We start from the raw sequence: 14,810 nt of genomic DNA, 5'->3' as shown, positions 1-14,810 counted from the left end.
ACCTATTAACAATTATTTAGTTTCAGCTTCTTCAAGAGCTTCCCAAAATTCGTAAGCTCTTCTTAAATGCGGGATTACAATTGTTCCACCAACAAGGGTTGCAATTCCCATCGCTTCCATCATTTCTTCCTTTGTAACGCCTTCTTTATGACTTGTTTCAAGATGATATTTTACGCAATCGTCACAGCGTAAAACAGCAGATGCGACTAATCCTAAAAGTTCTTTGGTTTTTACATCAAGAGCTCCTGGAGCATAAGCATTAGTGTCAAGATTAAAAATTCGCTTTACAATTTTATTGTTATCAGCAAGCAGTTTTTCGTTCATTTTAGAACGGTAGTCGTTGAATTCTTGAATAATATCAGACATTTTCTTTCAATTTATTTTTATAAACAATTCTAGATATTAGAATACTTACTTCGTAGATAATTAACATTGGTATTGCTACAATAGTTTGACTCACTACATCTGGCGGAGTTACAATTGCGGCAACAATTAAGATGATAACAACTGCATATTTCCAATATTTTCTTAAAAAATCAGGAGTTACTAAACCTAACTTAGTTAAGAAATAAATGATAATTGGCAGTTCAAAAAACAATCCGCTCGCCAGAATACTCGTTTTTACCATTCCCATATAAGATTCTATTGTAAATTGATTTACAACCATTTTACTTATAGAGAAAGTAGCGACGAAATTCACCGACATTGGTATTACAACATAATAACCAAATATTACTCCTAAGAAGAAAAGTAACGAAGAGGTAAATATAAATACCTTCGCATTTTTTCTTTCTTTTTCATACAATGCAGGACTGATAAATTTCCAAACTTCCCATAAAATATAAGGAAAACTTAAGATAAAACCAGCCAATAGACACATCCATACAAAAATATTAACCTGTCCTTCCATTTCTGTATTCTGAATAATAAAATTTAATTCAGTAATACAAATACTGTCAGCAAATCCTAATTGATGAGATAAGTCGCAAAACCATTGATAAGTGAAAAAAGTAGGTCTTGTTGGACCTAGAATAATTTCATCAAATAAATAATCACTAATAAAATAAGTAACAAATGCCATAATACATATAGCAAAAGTACTTCTAACTAATAACCATCTTAGTTCTTCAAGATGATCTAAAAATGACATTTCGCCAAGATTTTTCTTTGCCATTATACGATTCCTTCTTTTAAAATGTCATGTAAATGCAGTACTCCTTTGTATTCGCCGTTGTCTGCAACGATAAGCTGTGTTATAGAAAAATCTTCTAGAATATTTAAGGCATCAACAGCCATAGTTTCTGAAGATACTAATTTTGGGTTTTTAGACATAATGTCTTTAGCAGTCAAATCTGCAATAGAATCTCTGTCGTTCAGCATTCTTCTTATGTCTCCATCAGTAATAATGCCTACGATTTTATCATTTTCGATAACTGCCGTAACACCAAGTCTTTTTTCAGAGATTTCAAAAATTACCTTTTTAACAGACGTTTCAGGAGTTACCATAGGTTTTAATGAATGCTCAATCATATCTTTTACGCGAAGCAGTAATTTTTTGCCCAAAGCACCTCCCGGATGATAAACTGCAAAATCTTCAGGTTTAAAATCACGCATTTCCATAAGACATACAGCAAGCGCGTCTCCCATTACAAGTTGTGCAGTTGTGCTGTTTGTTGGAGCCAGATTAATAGGGCAGGCCTCAGTATCTACGGTGGTATTTAAAACATAGTCAGAACCTTTGGCTAAAGCTGAAGTTATATTTCCGGTAATAGCGATTAAAGTATTTCCGAAGCGTTTTAATAACGGTACTAATACTTTAATTTCAGGGCTGTTTCCGCTTTTTGAAATGCAAATAATGATGTCTTCATTTTGTATCATTCCTAAATCGCCATGAATTGCCTCTGAAGCATGCAGGAACATAGAAGGAGTTCCCGTAGAGTTGAAAGTAGCAACCATTTTTTGAGCAATAATTGCGCTTTTTCCTATGCCGGTAACGATTAAACGACCTTTAGTTTCATATATGCACTGGGTTGCTTCGAAGAAATTTTCATCAAGAAAATCGATTAACTTTGTAATTGCTTCACTTTCAGAGAGTATGGTTTTTTTGGCAATCGCCAATATATTTTCTTTTGTGATCAAAACAGAATATTTAAAATTTGTATGTATAAAAGAAAGTTGTATCTTTATGTGTTGCAAATTTATACAAAAATATCCATTTAAATAAAGAATGAATTCAAACGAAATTGAAATACATAAGGAATTAAAGAAGTATTTCGGCTTTAGCCAATTTAAAGGCTTGCAAGAGCAAGTCATTACGAGTATTTTAGATAAAAAGAATACTTTTGTAATTATGCCTACTGGCGGAGGAAAGTCTCTTTGTTATCAATTACCCGCTTTAATTCAGGAAGGAACAGCCATTGTTGTGTCTCCTTTAATTGCTTTGATGAAAAATCAGGTAGATGCGATTCGAAGCCTTTCTTCAGAAAACGGAATTGCACATGTACTGAATTCCTCACTTACCAAAACAGAAATTGCACAAGTTAAAAAAGACATTTCGTCTGGATTGACTAAACTCTTGTATGTAGCTCCAGAATCTTTAACGAAAGAAGAATATGTTACTTTCTTGCAAAGTGTGCCCATTTCATTTGTTGCTATAGATGAAGCACATTGTATTTCAGAGTGGGGTCATGATTTTAGACCAGAATACCGGAATCTTAGAAATATAATTAAACAATTAGGTAAAGTGCCAATTATTGGACTTACTGCTACTGCCACACCAAAGGTACAAGAAGATATCTTGAAGAACTTGGATATGGTGGATGCAAATACTTTTAAAGCTTCGTTTAACAGACCTAATTTATATTACGAAGTACGTACAAAAACTAAAAATATTGAGTCGGATATTATTCGATTTATCAAACAACATAAAGGCAAATCAGGAATTATTTACTGTTTGAGCCGAAAAAAAGTAGAATCGATTGCTGAGGTTTTACAAGTAAACGGAATTAGCGCTGTTCCTTATCATGCAGGTTTAGATGCAAAAACGAGAGCAAAACATCAGGATATGTTTTTGATGGAAGATGTTGACGTAGTTGTTGCAACAATTGCTTTCGGAATGGGAATTGATAAACCCGATGTTCGTTTTGTAATTCACCACGATATTCCAAAATCATTAGAAAGTTATTACCAAGAAACAGGCCGCGCAGGTCGTGACGGCGGCGAAGGGCATTGTTTGGCATATTACTCTTATAAAGATGTAGAGAAATTAGAAAAATTTATGTCTGGAAAACCAGTTGCTGAACAAGAAATTGGTTTTGCCCTTTTGCAGGAAGTGGTAGCTTATGCAGAAACCTCAATGTCACGCCGTAAATTTTTACTTCATTACTTTGGTGAAGAGTTTGACAGCGAAACTGGTGAAGGTGCAGATATGGATGACAATGTTCGTAATCCTAAAAATAAAGTTGAAGCCAAAGATCAAGTGGTTAAATTGCTTGAAATTGTTCGCGATACCAAACATATATATAAGTCAAAAGAAATTGTCTTTACTTTAATTGGTCGTGTCAATGCTGTTATAAAAGCGCATAAAACAGATACGCAGTCTTTTTTTGGTTCAGGTTCAGATCATGACGAGAAATATTGGATGGCTTTACTTAGACAAGTTTTAGTAAGCGGCTATTTATCAAAAGATATTGAAACTTATGGCGTAATAAAAATCACGAAACAAGGTTTAGATTTTATCAAAAAACCAGTTTCATTCCTGATGTCAGAAGATCATGAATACAGTGAAGCTGATGATGAAGCTATTGTTGCTTCATCAAAATCATCGGGTACTGCTGATGAAGTTTTAATGGGAATGCTGCGCGAACTGCGTAAAAAAGTCGCCAAAAAATTAGGTGTTCCACCGTTTGTTGTTTTTCAAGATCCTTCGCTTGAAGATATGGCTTTAAAATATCCAATTTCATTAACTGAATTGTACAACATTCACGGAGTTGGAGAAGGAAAAGCTAAAAAATACGGAAGCGAATTTGTTACTTTAATCAGCAGATATGTTGAAGACAATGATATTATTCGTCCAGACGATTTAGTGGTAAAATCTACCGGAGTAAATTCTGCCAATAAATTGTATATCATTCAGAATATTGACAGAAAATTGCCTTTGAGCGATATTGCTTCTGCAAAAGGACTTTCGATGGATGCTTTAATTAAAGAGATGGAGCAAATTGTATATTCGGGAACAAAGCTGAATATCAAATATTGGGTTGATGATATGCTCGATGATGATCAGCAAGAAGAAATTCACGATTATTTCATGGAATCGGAATCAGACAAAATCGAAGATGCCCTAAAAGAATTCGACGGTGATTATGATATTGATGAATTACGTTTGATGCGTATTAAGTTTATCAGTGAAGTAGCCAACTAGTTATAAGTTAAATATAAAATGAAAAATGTGAGATGTTAAATATATTTTGATCATCTCACATTTTTCATTTTTCATTTTACATCTTACTCAGAATAAATCTCTCCTCGATGTGGTTTCAAAGCATCCCTAACTTGAATCATATTTTCATCACTTACCACCATAAAAGCTATGGCGTACATATCGTCTATGATTTTAAATCCCGTAATATTTAAAGGAAGTTTTTCGATTGTAATATATTCTTTTAAATGAATTTCATGATGTTCGGCTGTTTTTGCAGAAGCTGGGCCACGAAAATCCCAGATTAGTTTTATTTTTCTTGACATTTTTTTTAGTGAAAAGGTTCAGAGTGGCAAAGGTACAAAGTCTTTTTTAAAGGTTCTAAGATTCTGAGATGCTAAGGTTCTAAGTTTTTTTGTGTAGAGACGCACTGCAGTGCGTTTACGTAACGTGTGCCCGTAATAGGTTAGACGCACGACAGTATGTCTAACCGTTCTTAAATAAATCTTTTTAATCCCAATAATCTGTGGCTAAAAATAAATAGTAAAGATTTTAGGAAATGGAAAGTTACTGCATAAATTAACTGTAAAGTGCGCTAAGATTTATTTTTTCTTTAAATATGGAAAACATAAAGTTCGCAAAGTTACGTCAACATAAAGCTTTATGAACTTTGTGTTTTATAAAACTGTATCTAAAAAAAACTTAGCACACTTTGCGGTTAATTACATAAAGTCAGTTCAAAGTAGTACTTTTGCATCTTCTTTTCATAGAAAGAAAAGCTAATAGAATAAACATAAAAAAATGCCTAAAGAACTTTTACTTCAAGTAACACCAGAAATTGCTGCAAACGAATTATTGCTGAAAGACCATTTGTCTAAGCAAATTAAAGTTTCTGCTCAAGAAATTCAGCATGTTTCGATTTTAAAACGCTCTATTGATGCACGTCAAAAAGCGATTAAAATAAACTTGAAAGTTCTGGTTTATTTAAAAGGAGAACCTTTTCAGGAAACCAAAATTGAACTACCTATATATAAAGATGTTTCTTCTGCACAAGAAGTCATTGTTGTTGGTGCAGGTCCAGCTGGACTTTTTGCTGCTTTGCAATTAATTGAATTAGGTTTGAAACCAATTGTACTGGAACGCGGAAAAGATGTTCGCGGACGCCGACGTGATTTAAAAGCAATAAATGTAGAACATATCGTAAATGAAGATTCAAATTATTGTTTTGGAGAAGGCGGAGCTGGAACCTACTCTGATGGTAAATTGTATACGCGATCTAAAAAACGCGGTGACGTTACAAGGATTTTAGAACTTCTGGTTGCTTTTGGCGCTTCAGAAGATATTTTGATTGAAGCACATCCACATATCGGGACTAATAAATTGCCGAAAATTATTGAAGATATTCGAAATAAAATCATTGAGTTTGGTGGTCAAGTTTTGTTTGATACTCGAGTAACTGATATTTTACTAAAAAACAATGAAGTCGAGGGAATTGTAACTCAAAATGGAGATAAAATTCTTGCTAATAAATTAATATTAGCAACGGGGCATTCAGCACGAGATATTTTTGAATTATTAGATAAAAAGAAAATTTTAATCGAAGCAAAACCTTTTGCTTTAGGAGTTCGAGCAGAACATTCGCAGGAATTAATCGATAGTATTCAATACAGCTGTGATTACCGAGGGGAACATTTGCCGCCGGCTCCGTATTCGATTGTAAAGCAAGTAAACGGTCGCGGAATGTATTCGTTCTGTATGTGTCCAGGGGGAGTAATTGCACCTTGTGCTACAAGTCCAGGCGAAGTAGTGACAAATGGCTGGTCGCCATCGAAACGAGATCAAGCAACAGCAAATTCAGGAATTGTAATTGAGTTGAAGCTAGAAGATTTTAAACCTTTTGCAAAATTTGGCGCTCTTGCTGGAATGGAATTTCAAAAAAGCATTGAACAAAAAGCATGGCATTTAGCTGGACAAACTCAAAAAGTTCCGGCTCAGAGAATGGTTGATTTCACGCAAAATAAAGTTTCTGTGGATATTCCAAAAACATCATATGTTCCTGGAACAACTTCTGTTGAAATGGGACAGGTTTTTCCAGGTTTCTTATCACAGATTTTACGCGAAGGTTTTAAAGAGTTTGGTAAATCAATGCGAGGTTACTTGACCAATGAAGCCATTTTACACGCACCAGAAAGTAGAACTTCGTCGCCAGTCAGAATTCCACGAGATGCTCAAACTTTAGAGCACTTACAGATAAAAGGATTGTATCCATGTGGAGAAGGAGCAGGTTATGCGGGGGGTATTATTTCTGCGGCAATCGACGGAGAAAAATGTGCTTTGATGATTGCTGAAACATTGAAATAAGAGTTTGTTTTTTGGTACAACGTTTTTATACTTATTTAAAAGCCACATAGTATGATGTATTGGGTATAAAAAACATATTGGTTTGTTATTTTTGTAGTAAATAAATCATAGTTTTGAATACTTAATTTTACTATTATTTCGATTTTTTAAACTCTAATTTCAATGAGCAGTTTTTTTTCTAATTTGTTTAAAAGAAATAATGACCCAAAGTCGATTGTTTCTTTTGATGTTTTATACGAAGTTTATTCTCATTTATACCACGAATCCAGCAGGTCGAATTTCAAAATGAAAGGAATTCATGACACTGTTTCTGTAACCTTATATTCAATTCCAGATTCATTTGATCATGATGAGGGAAAAGCAGAAATCAAAAAAGCGGGTTTTAATAATGCATACGAAATTTTAAATGAGGTATATAAAAAGGTTAATATTGGACCGCTTTCAGATGAAGAGATAAAGGAAGGATTGAATTATTACTACATTCACATCGAATTTTTCTCAAAGCCTGCTCCAGAAATGAAAAAACATTTGAAGCATGTTTTAAATAATTTCATTGTTTTCTTTTGTTGTACAGACAGCATGGAAACAAACGATTTTAAATTACTATATAATAATAGCTATTTTTATGATTATACACGCGGGCTTTTAGAACTTAAAGCAGTCGATATAAAAGAACCAACTAATGAAATTCAGAAAATTGGTTTTAAGGATTTTGAAATTGTTTTGCAGGGTATTTGCGAATATTTAGGAGCCGAAATACCTGCAACAGTTGTAAAACCTTCAACAGAAAGTCTAATAGCTGAAAGTACTTCGGTTGAGCATTTTCAAGAATTTTTGCGATTGATTTCGAGAGGCGAAATGAAAGATGAATTGTTAGAAGATCAAGCAAGGGCTCTTTTTGAAGCGTATGAGGAAGGAGTTGAGGACTATGATTACGATGATGAGTTTGACTTTTTTGAAGGAATAAACAGCTGGCAAAGTGACTGGAAGTTTGATGCAGAAGAAGCTGAAGCCATAGTATCTGATTTGATTGATCAAGATTTTAAATTTGATTATCCTGAAGAAACGTACAGTCATGATTTGTTTCCTTATATACAAAAAGAGTTAGCAAAACAAGAATTAGAGTTAATGAGTTATGATACAAAAGGAGATAGTTATCTGTTTTTTGTAGCGAACAAAAATGACGTCGATAGAATTTTAGAATTATCAGAATTGACTAAAATAGAAATTGATCAATTGTAAAGTATATTTTTCGCCGTGAGTCACGATTTTATTTTAAATAATTCATGAATTTGTGGCTAAAAAAAAATTAAGGAATCAAAATTATTTTTCCTGTACTTTTTCTGCTTTCCAAAAAATCGTGCGCTAGTTTACCTTCTGATAACTTGAAAGAAGTTGGTTCTGAAAGTTTTATTTTTTTATCTAAAATCCAATTAAATAGTTGATTGGCTCTTTTTATTCTTTCTTCCTTAGAATTTAAATAACTCCATAGATCTCCACCAGTTAAAGTTTTAGAACTGTCCATTAACATTCTCGGATTTACAAATTCAGGATCTCCGCCCGCCATTCCGAAGAAAACAACTTGACCACATTCTTTGGTGACTTCAAAGCTTTCCATTAAAGTACTTCCAATACTGTCGTAAACCACATCGACACCTTTTGGGATTATTTTAAAAAGATCTGATTTCCAATCCTCATTATATAGTAAAACATGATCTACTCCGTGTTCAATTGCTATTTTTGCTTTTTCTGCAGATGAGGTTAGACCAATAACATTCGCGCCCAGCAATTTACTGATTTGTGTTAAAAGCTGACCAACACCTCCGGCAGCAGCATGAATTAGAACAGTTTCGCCTTTTGTGGTTTTATGGCTGTCGGTTGCTAAATAATGTGCAGTCAAGCCTTGCAGTAAAACAGAAGCAGCAGTTTCAAAAGAAATATCATCTGGCAAAGGAATAACATGATTTGTATTAACGGAAACTAATTCAGCATTAGCAAAAGGGACATCGGCAAAGGCTACACGATCTCCTATTTTATAATCTAAATTATTAGAATCAACAACAATTCCTGCGCCTTCATAGCCAGCAATAAAAGGCGGGTTTCCTTTTAAATGGTAATTTCCCTTTCGTCTGTAAACATCCGCAAAATTTAATCCGATAGCTTTCATTTCAACTAGAATCTCATCATTTTTTAATTGCGGATTAGGGATTTCGGTATATTCTAAAACATTTGATTCTCCAAAAGTAGAGAAGGTAAGTGCTTTCATTTTAAACTTATTTAAGGATGTAAAGTTCGGAAAAAATAAAAAGAAAAAGTCTCAGAATATTTGAGGCTTTGATTTATTTTCTCTCAGTAGTTCCCAATAGCTATCTGTATAACAAAGATTATTAAGATTTTTTTGAGAATGAATTGTAGTTAGAGCGAATAAGAATAAAAAACACAACGGAATATTTCGTATTAAATAATTGATTGGTAGTGTTTTGAATAAAAATATGTAACTTAGAGATCAGAAAAGTGTGATTTATATTGAAATGGAATTTATTGCTGAAGTACATTTTTCATGCTTAAATTAAATTTTTAAAGATTTAGAATTTTTAGCAATCTGTGCAAACAGGCATGAATATTGAGAAAGTGCTGTTTGTAGAAAGAGTTTAATTTTCAAGAACAAAAAATATTAATCTAAAAAAACATCTTTATGAAAAAACTTACACTTGCAGTCGTTTCAGTTTTAACCTTATTACTTACTTCATGTATGGTATCAAAAGAGAGTAAAAGCACAGCGAATATTTATGATACAACTTGGGAATTAGAATATATTTCGGGTCCTAGAATTGCTTTTGAAGGTTTGTATCCAAACAAAAAGCCACAAATTACTTTTGATCAGAAAGAAACGAAAGTTTTTGGTAATAATGGGTGTAATGGTTACAGTGCACCGTATACTCTAAACGGAAAGTCGCTGACTTTTGGAGAACCGGGGCCAACTACAATGATGTTTTGTGAAGGCGGCGGTGAACAGCAATTTTTAAAGCAAATGAGAAAAATTACAAGTTACTCTGTTGATAAAGATGGAAAATTAAATTTAATTCAAGGCGATGTGCCAATGATGAGATTTAAAAAAGTAGCTAAACAATAGTTTTAAAAGAGCATAAAAAAGGGGAAATTAAAAATCATTTCCCCTTTTTTATGCTCTTTTTTATTTCTTCTTTAGTTTGTCTTTAAAAACTTTTTCAAATTTTTCCAGTTTAGGCTGAATCACCATTTTGCAATAAGGTTGATTCTTGTTGTTTGAATAATAATTTTGATGATAATCTTCAGCTTTATAAAAAGCTTTGAAAGGTTCAACTTTAGTTACAATAGGATTACTGTAAACTTTTGCTTTGTTCAATTCGGAAATAATAGATTCAGCCGCTTTTTTTTGTTCAGTATTTTTGTAAAAAATCACAGATCTATATTGTGTTCCAACATCAGCACCTTGTCTGTTTAGTGTAGTCGGATCGTGGACAGTAAAAAATACTTTGAAGATTTCGTTTATATCGGTTACATTTTTGTCGAATGTAATTTGAACTACTTCTGCATGACCAGTTGTACCTGTGCAGACTTCTTCATAAGTTGGATTTGCATTTTTTCCGCCAGAAAATCCAGAAACAACAGATTTTACGCCATTCAGATTCTCGTAAACAGCTTCAACGCACCAGTAACATCCTCCGCCAAGTGTAATAGTATCTAGATTTGAGGCTTTTTTAGTTTGCGAAAATCCGTTTAAGGCTAGCGCAAAAAGGGAGATTAAAATTGTATTTTTCATTTTTCAGTTTATTTGTTGTCAGGAATAAAATCCAGAGCAATCGAATTCATGCAATAACGTTTTCCAGTAGGAGCGGGGCCATCATCAAATAAATGTCCTAAGTGTCCTCCGCAGCGGCCGCAAAGCGCTTCGATTCTTTCCATTCCAAGAGAATTATCATTTTTGTAAACCACACTTTTTTTATTGTCTTGCTCAAAAAAACTTGGCCAGCCGCAGCTGCTTGCGAATTTTGCACCAGATCTAAAAAGTTTGTTTCCGCATGAAGCGCAGTAATACGTTCCTTTTTCATCAGTATTCCAATATTTTCCGGTAAAAGGCCTTTCAGTGTCAGCTTCGCGCATGACCGCATAAACATCTTCAGGAAGTACTTTTTTCCATGCTGCATTACTCACATTTAATTTAGTTGTGTCAGTATTTGAATAGTATGGATTTCCGGGTTTGCTGATTTTATTTTCCATAGCAGTAACAGTGTTTGCAGTTTGTTTTTTAGTATTTTGCCCGCATGCCTGTAAAATAAAAAGTGGAATTAAAAAGCAAAGACTAAGAATTTGTTTTTTTGTTTTCATTTTTTTTAAAGCTTTAATTCTGTTTCTTTTTCAAAGATACGACTACATTTTTCCTTCAAATGTCGTGTATTTTACAATTCAGATATATTTAAGTATGTTTTAACTTTTTATTATCTACGTAAAACTCAGCAATACAGTTTTTAAATCTTATTTTTAAAGGATTTTAAAAGAAAAGGTAATATATAGTGTGTTGTAAGTCAGTATTTTGTGTAGATTCGAGACAAGTTAAACTTTTCACAATGTCTGCTGAGATTTTTAAGCCATTTCTTTTTTCGTATTTTTGTTTGATTAATGCGCCATATGACAGAAGAAAACGTAATATTAGTTAACCAAAATGATGAGCAGATTGGTTTGATGCCAAAATTAGAAGCTCATGAAAAAGCTGTTTTACATCGTGCTTTTTCAGTTTTTATTTTAAATAATAAAAATGAAATGATGCTGCAGCAGCGTGCACATCATAAATACCATTCTCCATTACTCTGGACTAATACATGCTGCAGTCACCAGCGTGAAGGTGAAACCAATATAGAAGCCGGAAGTCGACGACTGTTTGAAGAAATGGGTTTTAAAGCGGAGCTGAAAGAATTATTTCACTTTATATATAAAGCACCTTTTGATAACGGTTTGACAGAGCACGAGCTTGATCATGTAATGATTGGGTATTATAATGAAGAGCCTTTAATAAATCCAGATGAAGTTGAAGACTGGAAATGGATGAAAATAGAAGATGTTAAAGCTGATATTGAAAAACAGCCTGAACTTTATACCGTGTGGTTTAAGATAATTTTTGATGAATTTGATCATTATCTCGAAGATCACAAATTATAACCAAAGCTAACCAAACCTAAATGAGAGTAACCATATCAAGAAAAGCACATTTTAATGCTGCACATCGATTGCATAGAAAAGATTGGACATTAGAGAAAAACAATGCTGTTTTTGGAAAATGTAATAATCCCAATTTTCATGGTCATAATTATGGTTTAACAGTAAGTGTTACAGGTAAAATTGATCCAGAAACTGGTTTTGTTTTAGATGTGAAAGTATTAGCGGATATTATACTTGAGGAAGTAGAAGTTCCGTTTGATCACAAAAATCTGAATCTGGATGTTCCGGAATTTCAAGATTTGAATCCAACCGCAGAAAATATTGCTGTTGTGATATGGAATAAAATTAGAAAAAGAATTCAGCCTGATTTTGATTTAGAAATCGTGCTTTATGAAACAGATCGCAATTTTGTAACTTATAAAGGAGAATAATAAATGTCATTAAAAATAGGAGATATAGTTCCGAATTTTACTGCAAAAGATAATCACGGGGATATTTTTGAAAGCCAGAGTATTTTAGGCCGAAAGCCTTTAGTGATTTATTTTTATCCAAAAGATAATACACCTGGTTGTACAACTGAAGCCTGTAGTTTTAGAGATCAATATGAAGATTTTGCAGCTTTAGGTGCAGAAGTAATTGGTATTAGCAGTGACAGTGTAAAATCGCATCATAAATTTGCAGATAAACACCAGCTGCCTTTTATCTTACTTTCAGATCAAGATAAAAAATTGCGTCATCTTTTTGGTGTTCGTAACAATTTGTTTGGTCTTCTGCCAGGACGCGTTACCTATATTATTGATCGAAATGGTGTTGTCATTTATATTTTTGATAGTGTAAATGCATCAAAGCACATTCCAAAAGCATTAGAAATAATTAAAGAGTTAGTATTATAAATAAAATAAATGCTTTTAGGTTATTGTTTATTTAAGCTATTAGTCTCAAAATTAAAATATGAAAACAAGTTTATACCCTTTGCAATTTGAGCCAATTTTAAAAGAAAGAATTTGGGGAGGCGAAAAATTAAAAACAATATTAAATAAGCCCATTTCTTCTAAAATTACTGGTGAAAGTTGGGAATTGTCTACAGTAGAAGGCGATGTTAGTATTGTGTCTAACGGAGAATTAAAAGGAAAAACATTAATGGAGCTTATTGCTGAAACTCCAAATGAGCTTTTGGGAACAAAAGTTTATGAGCGTTTCGGTAAACAATTTCCGTTGCTTTTTAAATATTTAGATGCAAGAGAAGATCTTTCGATTCAAGTTCATCCAAATGATAAACTAGCGAAAGAGCGTCATAATTCATTTGGCAAAACCGAAATGTGGTATGTAATGCAGGCTGATGCTGATTCTAGAATCATTGTTGGTTTTAAAGAGAACTCAAGTAAAGAGGAATATTTAAAACATTTAAAAGATAATACTTTAGTTTCTATTCTAGACAATGTAAAAGCAAAAGCTGGTGATGTTTTCTTTTTAGAAACAGGAACTGTTCATGCAATTGGTGCAGGTTTGGTAGTTGCAGAGATTCAACAGACATCAGATATTACCTATCGTTTGTACGATTTTGATCGTGTAGATGCACAAGGAAATAAAAGAGAGCTTCATGTAGATTTAGCACTTGATGCGATTAACTATAATAAAGTAAATACACAGAAAAAATACGATTCAAAAATAAACACTTCAAATGTCGTGGTTGATTGTCCTTATTTTACCACTAATTTTATTCCTTTAGAAAGTAATATTGAAATTTCTAAATCTGGTGAAACATTTACCGTTTATATGTGTATTGATGGAAGTTTTGAAATTGAATATGATGACTTTAAGCATACTTATATAAAAGGAGATACAGTATTAATTCCTGCCGCTGTAAGATCCTTTGTTTTGAATGGAAAAGCTTCAATTTTAGAAATTTACATTTCATAGCGTGTAATATAAAGATTATGTGTATTTTTGCAGACGCAAATTAAAATTATAATAAAAATGGCAAACGTTAAAAATTTAAAGAAAGACATCAATTTTGTATTAGGAGATATTATTGAGGCGGTTTACTTGTTTGAAATGTCTACAACAGGAAATCCTACTCCAGAAACGAATGCTTTAGTTGATGAAGCGATCACAGCTTTTGATACTTTGATCACAAAAGTGAATGCAAAGAACGTTGAAAATAAAAAAGCGCACTTCAAACAAATAAATGTTGAATTGGAAGAAACTGCTAATCAATTGATTGCTAAAATCAACGAATTGTAAGCAAAAAAAAGTATAAAAAAGGGCAAAATTATTTTGGTAAAACGAAAAACCGCTTTATATTTGCACCCGTAATGAGGCCGATGTAGCTCAGCTGGCTAGAGCAGCTGATTTGTAATCAGCAGGTCGTGGGTTCGAGTCCCTCTATCGGCTCAACAAAACCATCACAGAAATGTGGTGGTTTTTTAATAATAAAGAGTGGTGTGAAATTTTTTTTGGAATATTAAAAAACAATTTTATCTTTGCACCCGGAAAATAGGCCGATGTAGCTCAGCTGGCTAGAGCAGCTGATTTGTAATCAGCAGGTCGTGGGTTCGAGTCCCTCTATCGGCTCCAAAAGAAAACCATCACATTTGTGATGGTTTTTTTATTTGTGCCTTCTGGTGATTATGTTTAGAGGGGTGAAGGATGAGGTTTGTTTCTTGTTAGGGGAATTCGAATTGTGACTTTGGGTTTTTAGAATAAAGGCATGTCACTTTTGGAAAGCAATCGCGAAAAGAAGAAGTGTTTTAAGATTGTTGAAGACTACCTTAATAATGAATTTGAAGACAGGTTAAAGAAGTTGTTCAGAAAACAAGGTCAGATTCTTGTG

The 14,810-nt window shown here is 33.1% G+C and carries 16 protein-coding genes, 2 tRNA genes and 1 pseudogene; 12 read left to right on the top strand and 7 right to left on the bottom strand.

The window, feature by feature from the left end; all coding sequences use genetic code 11:
* Nucleotides 1-12 precede the first annotated feature (12 nt).
* From BOW57_RS10230 to BOW57_RS10220, 3 genes are read right to left on the bottom strand one after another with little or no spacing between them, the layout of a single operon-like run.
* On the bottom strand, nucleotides 13-366 hold the full coding sequence (locus tag BOW57_RS10230) for a carboxymuconolactone decarboxylase family protein (RefSeq protein WP_089055264.1): 354 nt from the start codon (nucleotides 364-366) through the stop codon (nucleotides 13-15).
* A complete protein-coding gene (tatC, locus tag BOW57_RS10225; protein WP_089055263.1) occupies nucleotides 359-1,174 on the bottom strand; it encodes a twin-arginine translocase subunit TatC in 816 nt (271 codons plus the stop codon). The genes BOW57_RS10230 and tatC overlap by 8 nt, the downstream gene beginning before the upstream one ends.
* Nucleotides 1,174-2,139 (bottom strand): SIS domain-containing protein, encoded by a 966-nt coding sequence (locus BOW57_RS10220; RefSeq protein WP_164973690.1) that lies wholly within the window; start codon nucleotides 2,137-2,139, stop codon nucleotides 1,174-1,176. Before BOW57_RS10220 ends, tatC begins: the two co-directional genes overlap by 1 nt.
* 88 nt (nucleotides 2,140-2,227) lie before the next feature.
* Here BOW57_RS10220 and recQ point away from each other — a divergent pair, with 88 nt between their 5' ends.
* Complete coding sequence (recQ, locus tag BOW57_RS10215; RefSeq protein ID WP_129024667.1) at nucleotides 2,228-4,423, top strand: DNA helicase RecQ; 2,196 nt, start codon at nucleotides 2,228-2,230, stop codon at nucleotides 4,421-4,423.
* An 83-nt stretch (nucleotides 4,424-4,506) separates the two neighbouring features.
* Here the strand turns inward: recQ and BOW57_RS10210 are convergent, their stop codons facing one another.
* Nucleotides 4,507-4,746, bottom strand: coding sequence for a hypothetical protein (locus BOW57_RS10210; RefSeq protein ID WP_129054037.1), 240 nt, complete (start codon nucleotides 4,744-4,746; stop codon nucleotides 4,507-4,509).
* Nucleotides 4,747-5,221: 475 nt separating this feature from the next.
* Between BOW57_RS10210 and BOW57_RS10205 the strand changes: the two genes are divergently transcribed.
* Nucleotides 5,222-6,781 (top strand): NAD(P)/FAD-dependent oxidoreductase, encoded by a 1,560-nt coding sequence (locus BOW57_RS10205; RefSeq protein ID WP_129054036.1) that lies wholly within the window; start codon nucleotides 5,222-5,224, stop codon nucleotides 6,779-6,781.
* Nucleotides 6,782-6,943: 162 nt separating this feature from the next.
* Nucleotides 6,944-8,023: a hypothetical protein gene (locus BOW57_RS10200; protein WP_129054035.1), complete on the top strand. Its 1,080-nt coding sequence runs from the start codon at nucleotides 6,944-6,946 to the stop codon at nucleotides 8,021-8,023.
* Nucleotides 8,024-8,090: 67 nt separating this feature from the next.
* On the opposite strand, the gene BOW57_RS10195 is transcribed toward BOW57_RS10200, so the two are convergent.
* A complete protein-coding gene (locus BOW57_RS10195; protein WP_129054034.1) occupies nucleotides 8,091-9,047 on the bottom strand; it encodes a quinone oxidoreductase in 957 nt (318 codons plus the stop codon).
* A gap of 429 nt (nucleotides 9,048-9,476) precedes the next feature.
* Here BOW57_RS10195 and BOW57_RS10190 point away from each other — a divergent pair, with 429 nt between their 5' ends.
* The gene (locus BOW57_RS10190) at nucleotides 9,477-9,914 is read left to right on the top strand and encodes an META domain-containing protein (RefSeq protein WP_129054033.1); all 438 of its coding nucleotides are present in this window, start codon (nucleotides 9,477-9,479) and stop codon (nucleotides 9,912-9,914) included.
* Between the two features lie 60 nt (nucleotides 9,915-9,974).
* Here the strand turns inward: BOW57_RS10190 and msrA are convergent, their stop codons facing one another.
* Both msrA and msrB read right to left on the bottom strand, forming a co-directional pair.
* On the bottom strand, nucleotides 9,975-10,583 hold the full coding sequence (gene msrA, locus BOW57_RS10185) for a peptide-methionine (S)-S-oxide reductase MsrA (protein WP_129054032.1): 609 nt from the start codon (nucleotides 10,581-10,583) through the stop codon (nucleotides 9,975-9,977).
* 8 nt (nucleotides 10,584-10,591) lie between these two features.
* Nucleotides 10,592-11,149 (bottom strand): peptide-methionine (R)-S-oxide reductase MsrB, encoded by a 558-nt coding sequence (gene msrB / locus BOW57_RS10180; protein WP_089055255.1) that lies wholly within the window; start codon nucleotides 11,147-11,149, stop codon nucleotides 10,592-10,594.
* Between the two features lie 300 nt (nucleotides 11,150-11,449).
* On the opposite strand from msrB, the gene idi reads away from it, so the two are divergent.
* The 8 genes and pseudogenes from idi to BOW57_RS10140 all read left to right on the top strand — a co-directional run.
* On the top strand, nucleotides 11,450-11,977 hold the full coding sequence (idi, locus tag BOW57_RS10175) for an isopentenyl-diphosphate Delta-isomerase (RefSeq protein ID WP_089055254.1): 528 nt from the start codon (nucleotides 11,450-11,452) through the stop codon (nucleotides 11,975-11,977).
* 20 nt (nucleotides 11,978-11,997) lie between these two features.
* Nucleotides 11,998-12,408: a 6-carboxytetrahydropterin synthase gene (locus BOW57_RS10170; RefSeq protein ID WP_099720455.1), complete on the top strand. Its 411-nt coding sequence runs from the start codon at nucleotides 11,998-12,000 to the stop codon at nucleotides 12,406-12,408.
* A gap of 3 nt (nucleotides 12,409-12,411) precedes the next feature.
* The gene (locus BOW57_RS10165; RefSeq protein WP_129054031.1) at nucleotides 12,412-12,870 is read left to right on the top strand and encodes a peroxiredoxin; all 459 of its coding nucleotides are present in this window, start codon (nucleotides 12,412-12,414) and stop codon (nucleotides 12,868-12,870) included.
* A gap of 58 nt (nucleotides 12,871-12,928) precedes the next feature.
* The gene (locus BOW57_RS10160; RefSeq protein ID WP_129054030.1) at nucleotides 12,929-13,897 is read left to right on the top strand and encodes a type I phosphomannose isomerase catalytic subunit; all 969 of its coding nucleotides are present in this window, start codon (nucleotides 12,929-12,931) and stop codon (nucleotides 13,895-13,897) included.
* Nucleotides 13,898-13,954: 57 nt separating this feature from the next.
* Entirely contained in the window at nucleotides 13,955-14,221 is a 267-nt protein-coding gene (locus BOW57_RS10155) for a hypothetical protein (protein ID WP_068843886.1), read from the top strand.
* A 76-nt stretch (nucleotides 14,222-14,297) separates the two neighbouring features.
* Nucleotides 14,298-14,371 (top strand) — tRNA-Thr (locus BOW57_RS10150).
* A 106-nt stretch (nucleotides 14,372-14,477) separates the two neighbouring features.
* Nucleotides 14,478-14,554, top strand: a tRNA-Thr gene (locus BOW57_RS10145).
* A gap of 124 nt (nucleotides 14,555-14,678) precedes the next feature.
* Nucleotides 14,679-14,810 (top strand): annotated as a pseudogene (locus BOW57_RS10140) (DUF4294 domain-containing protein); the annotation flags it as partial.

It is taken from the genome of Flavobacterium sp. YO64 (genome assembly GCF_004119505.1).
GTDB classification, from domain to species: domain Bacteria; phylum Bacteroidota; class Bacteroidia; order Flavobacteriales; family Flavobacteriaceae; genus Flavobacterium; species Flavobacterium oncorhynchi.
The sequence above is the reverse complement of the archived record's forward strand: the minus strand, read 5'-3'. Positions and strand labels throughout refer to the sequence as shown.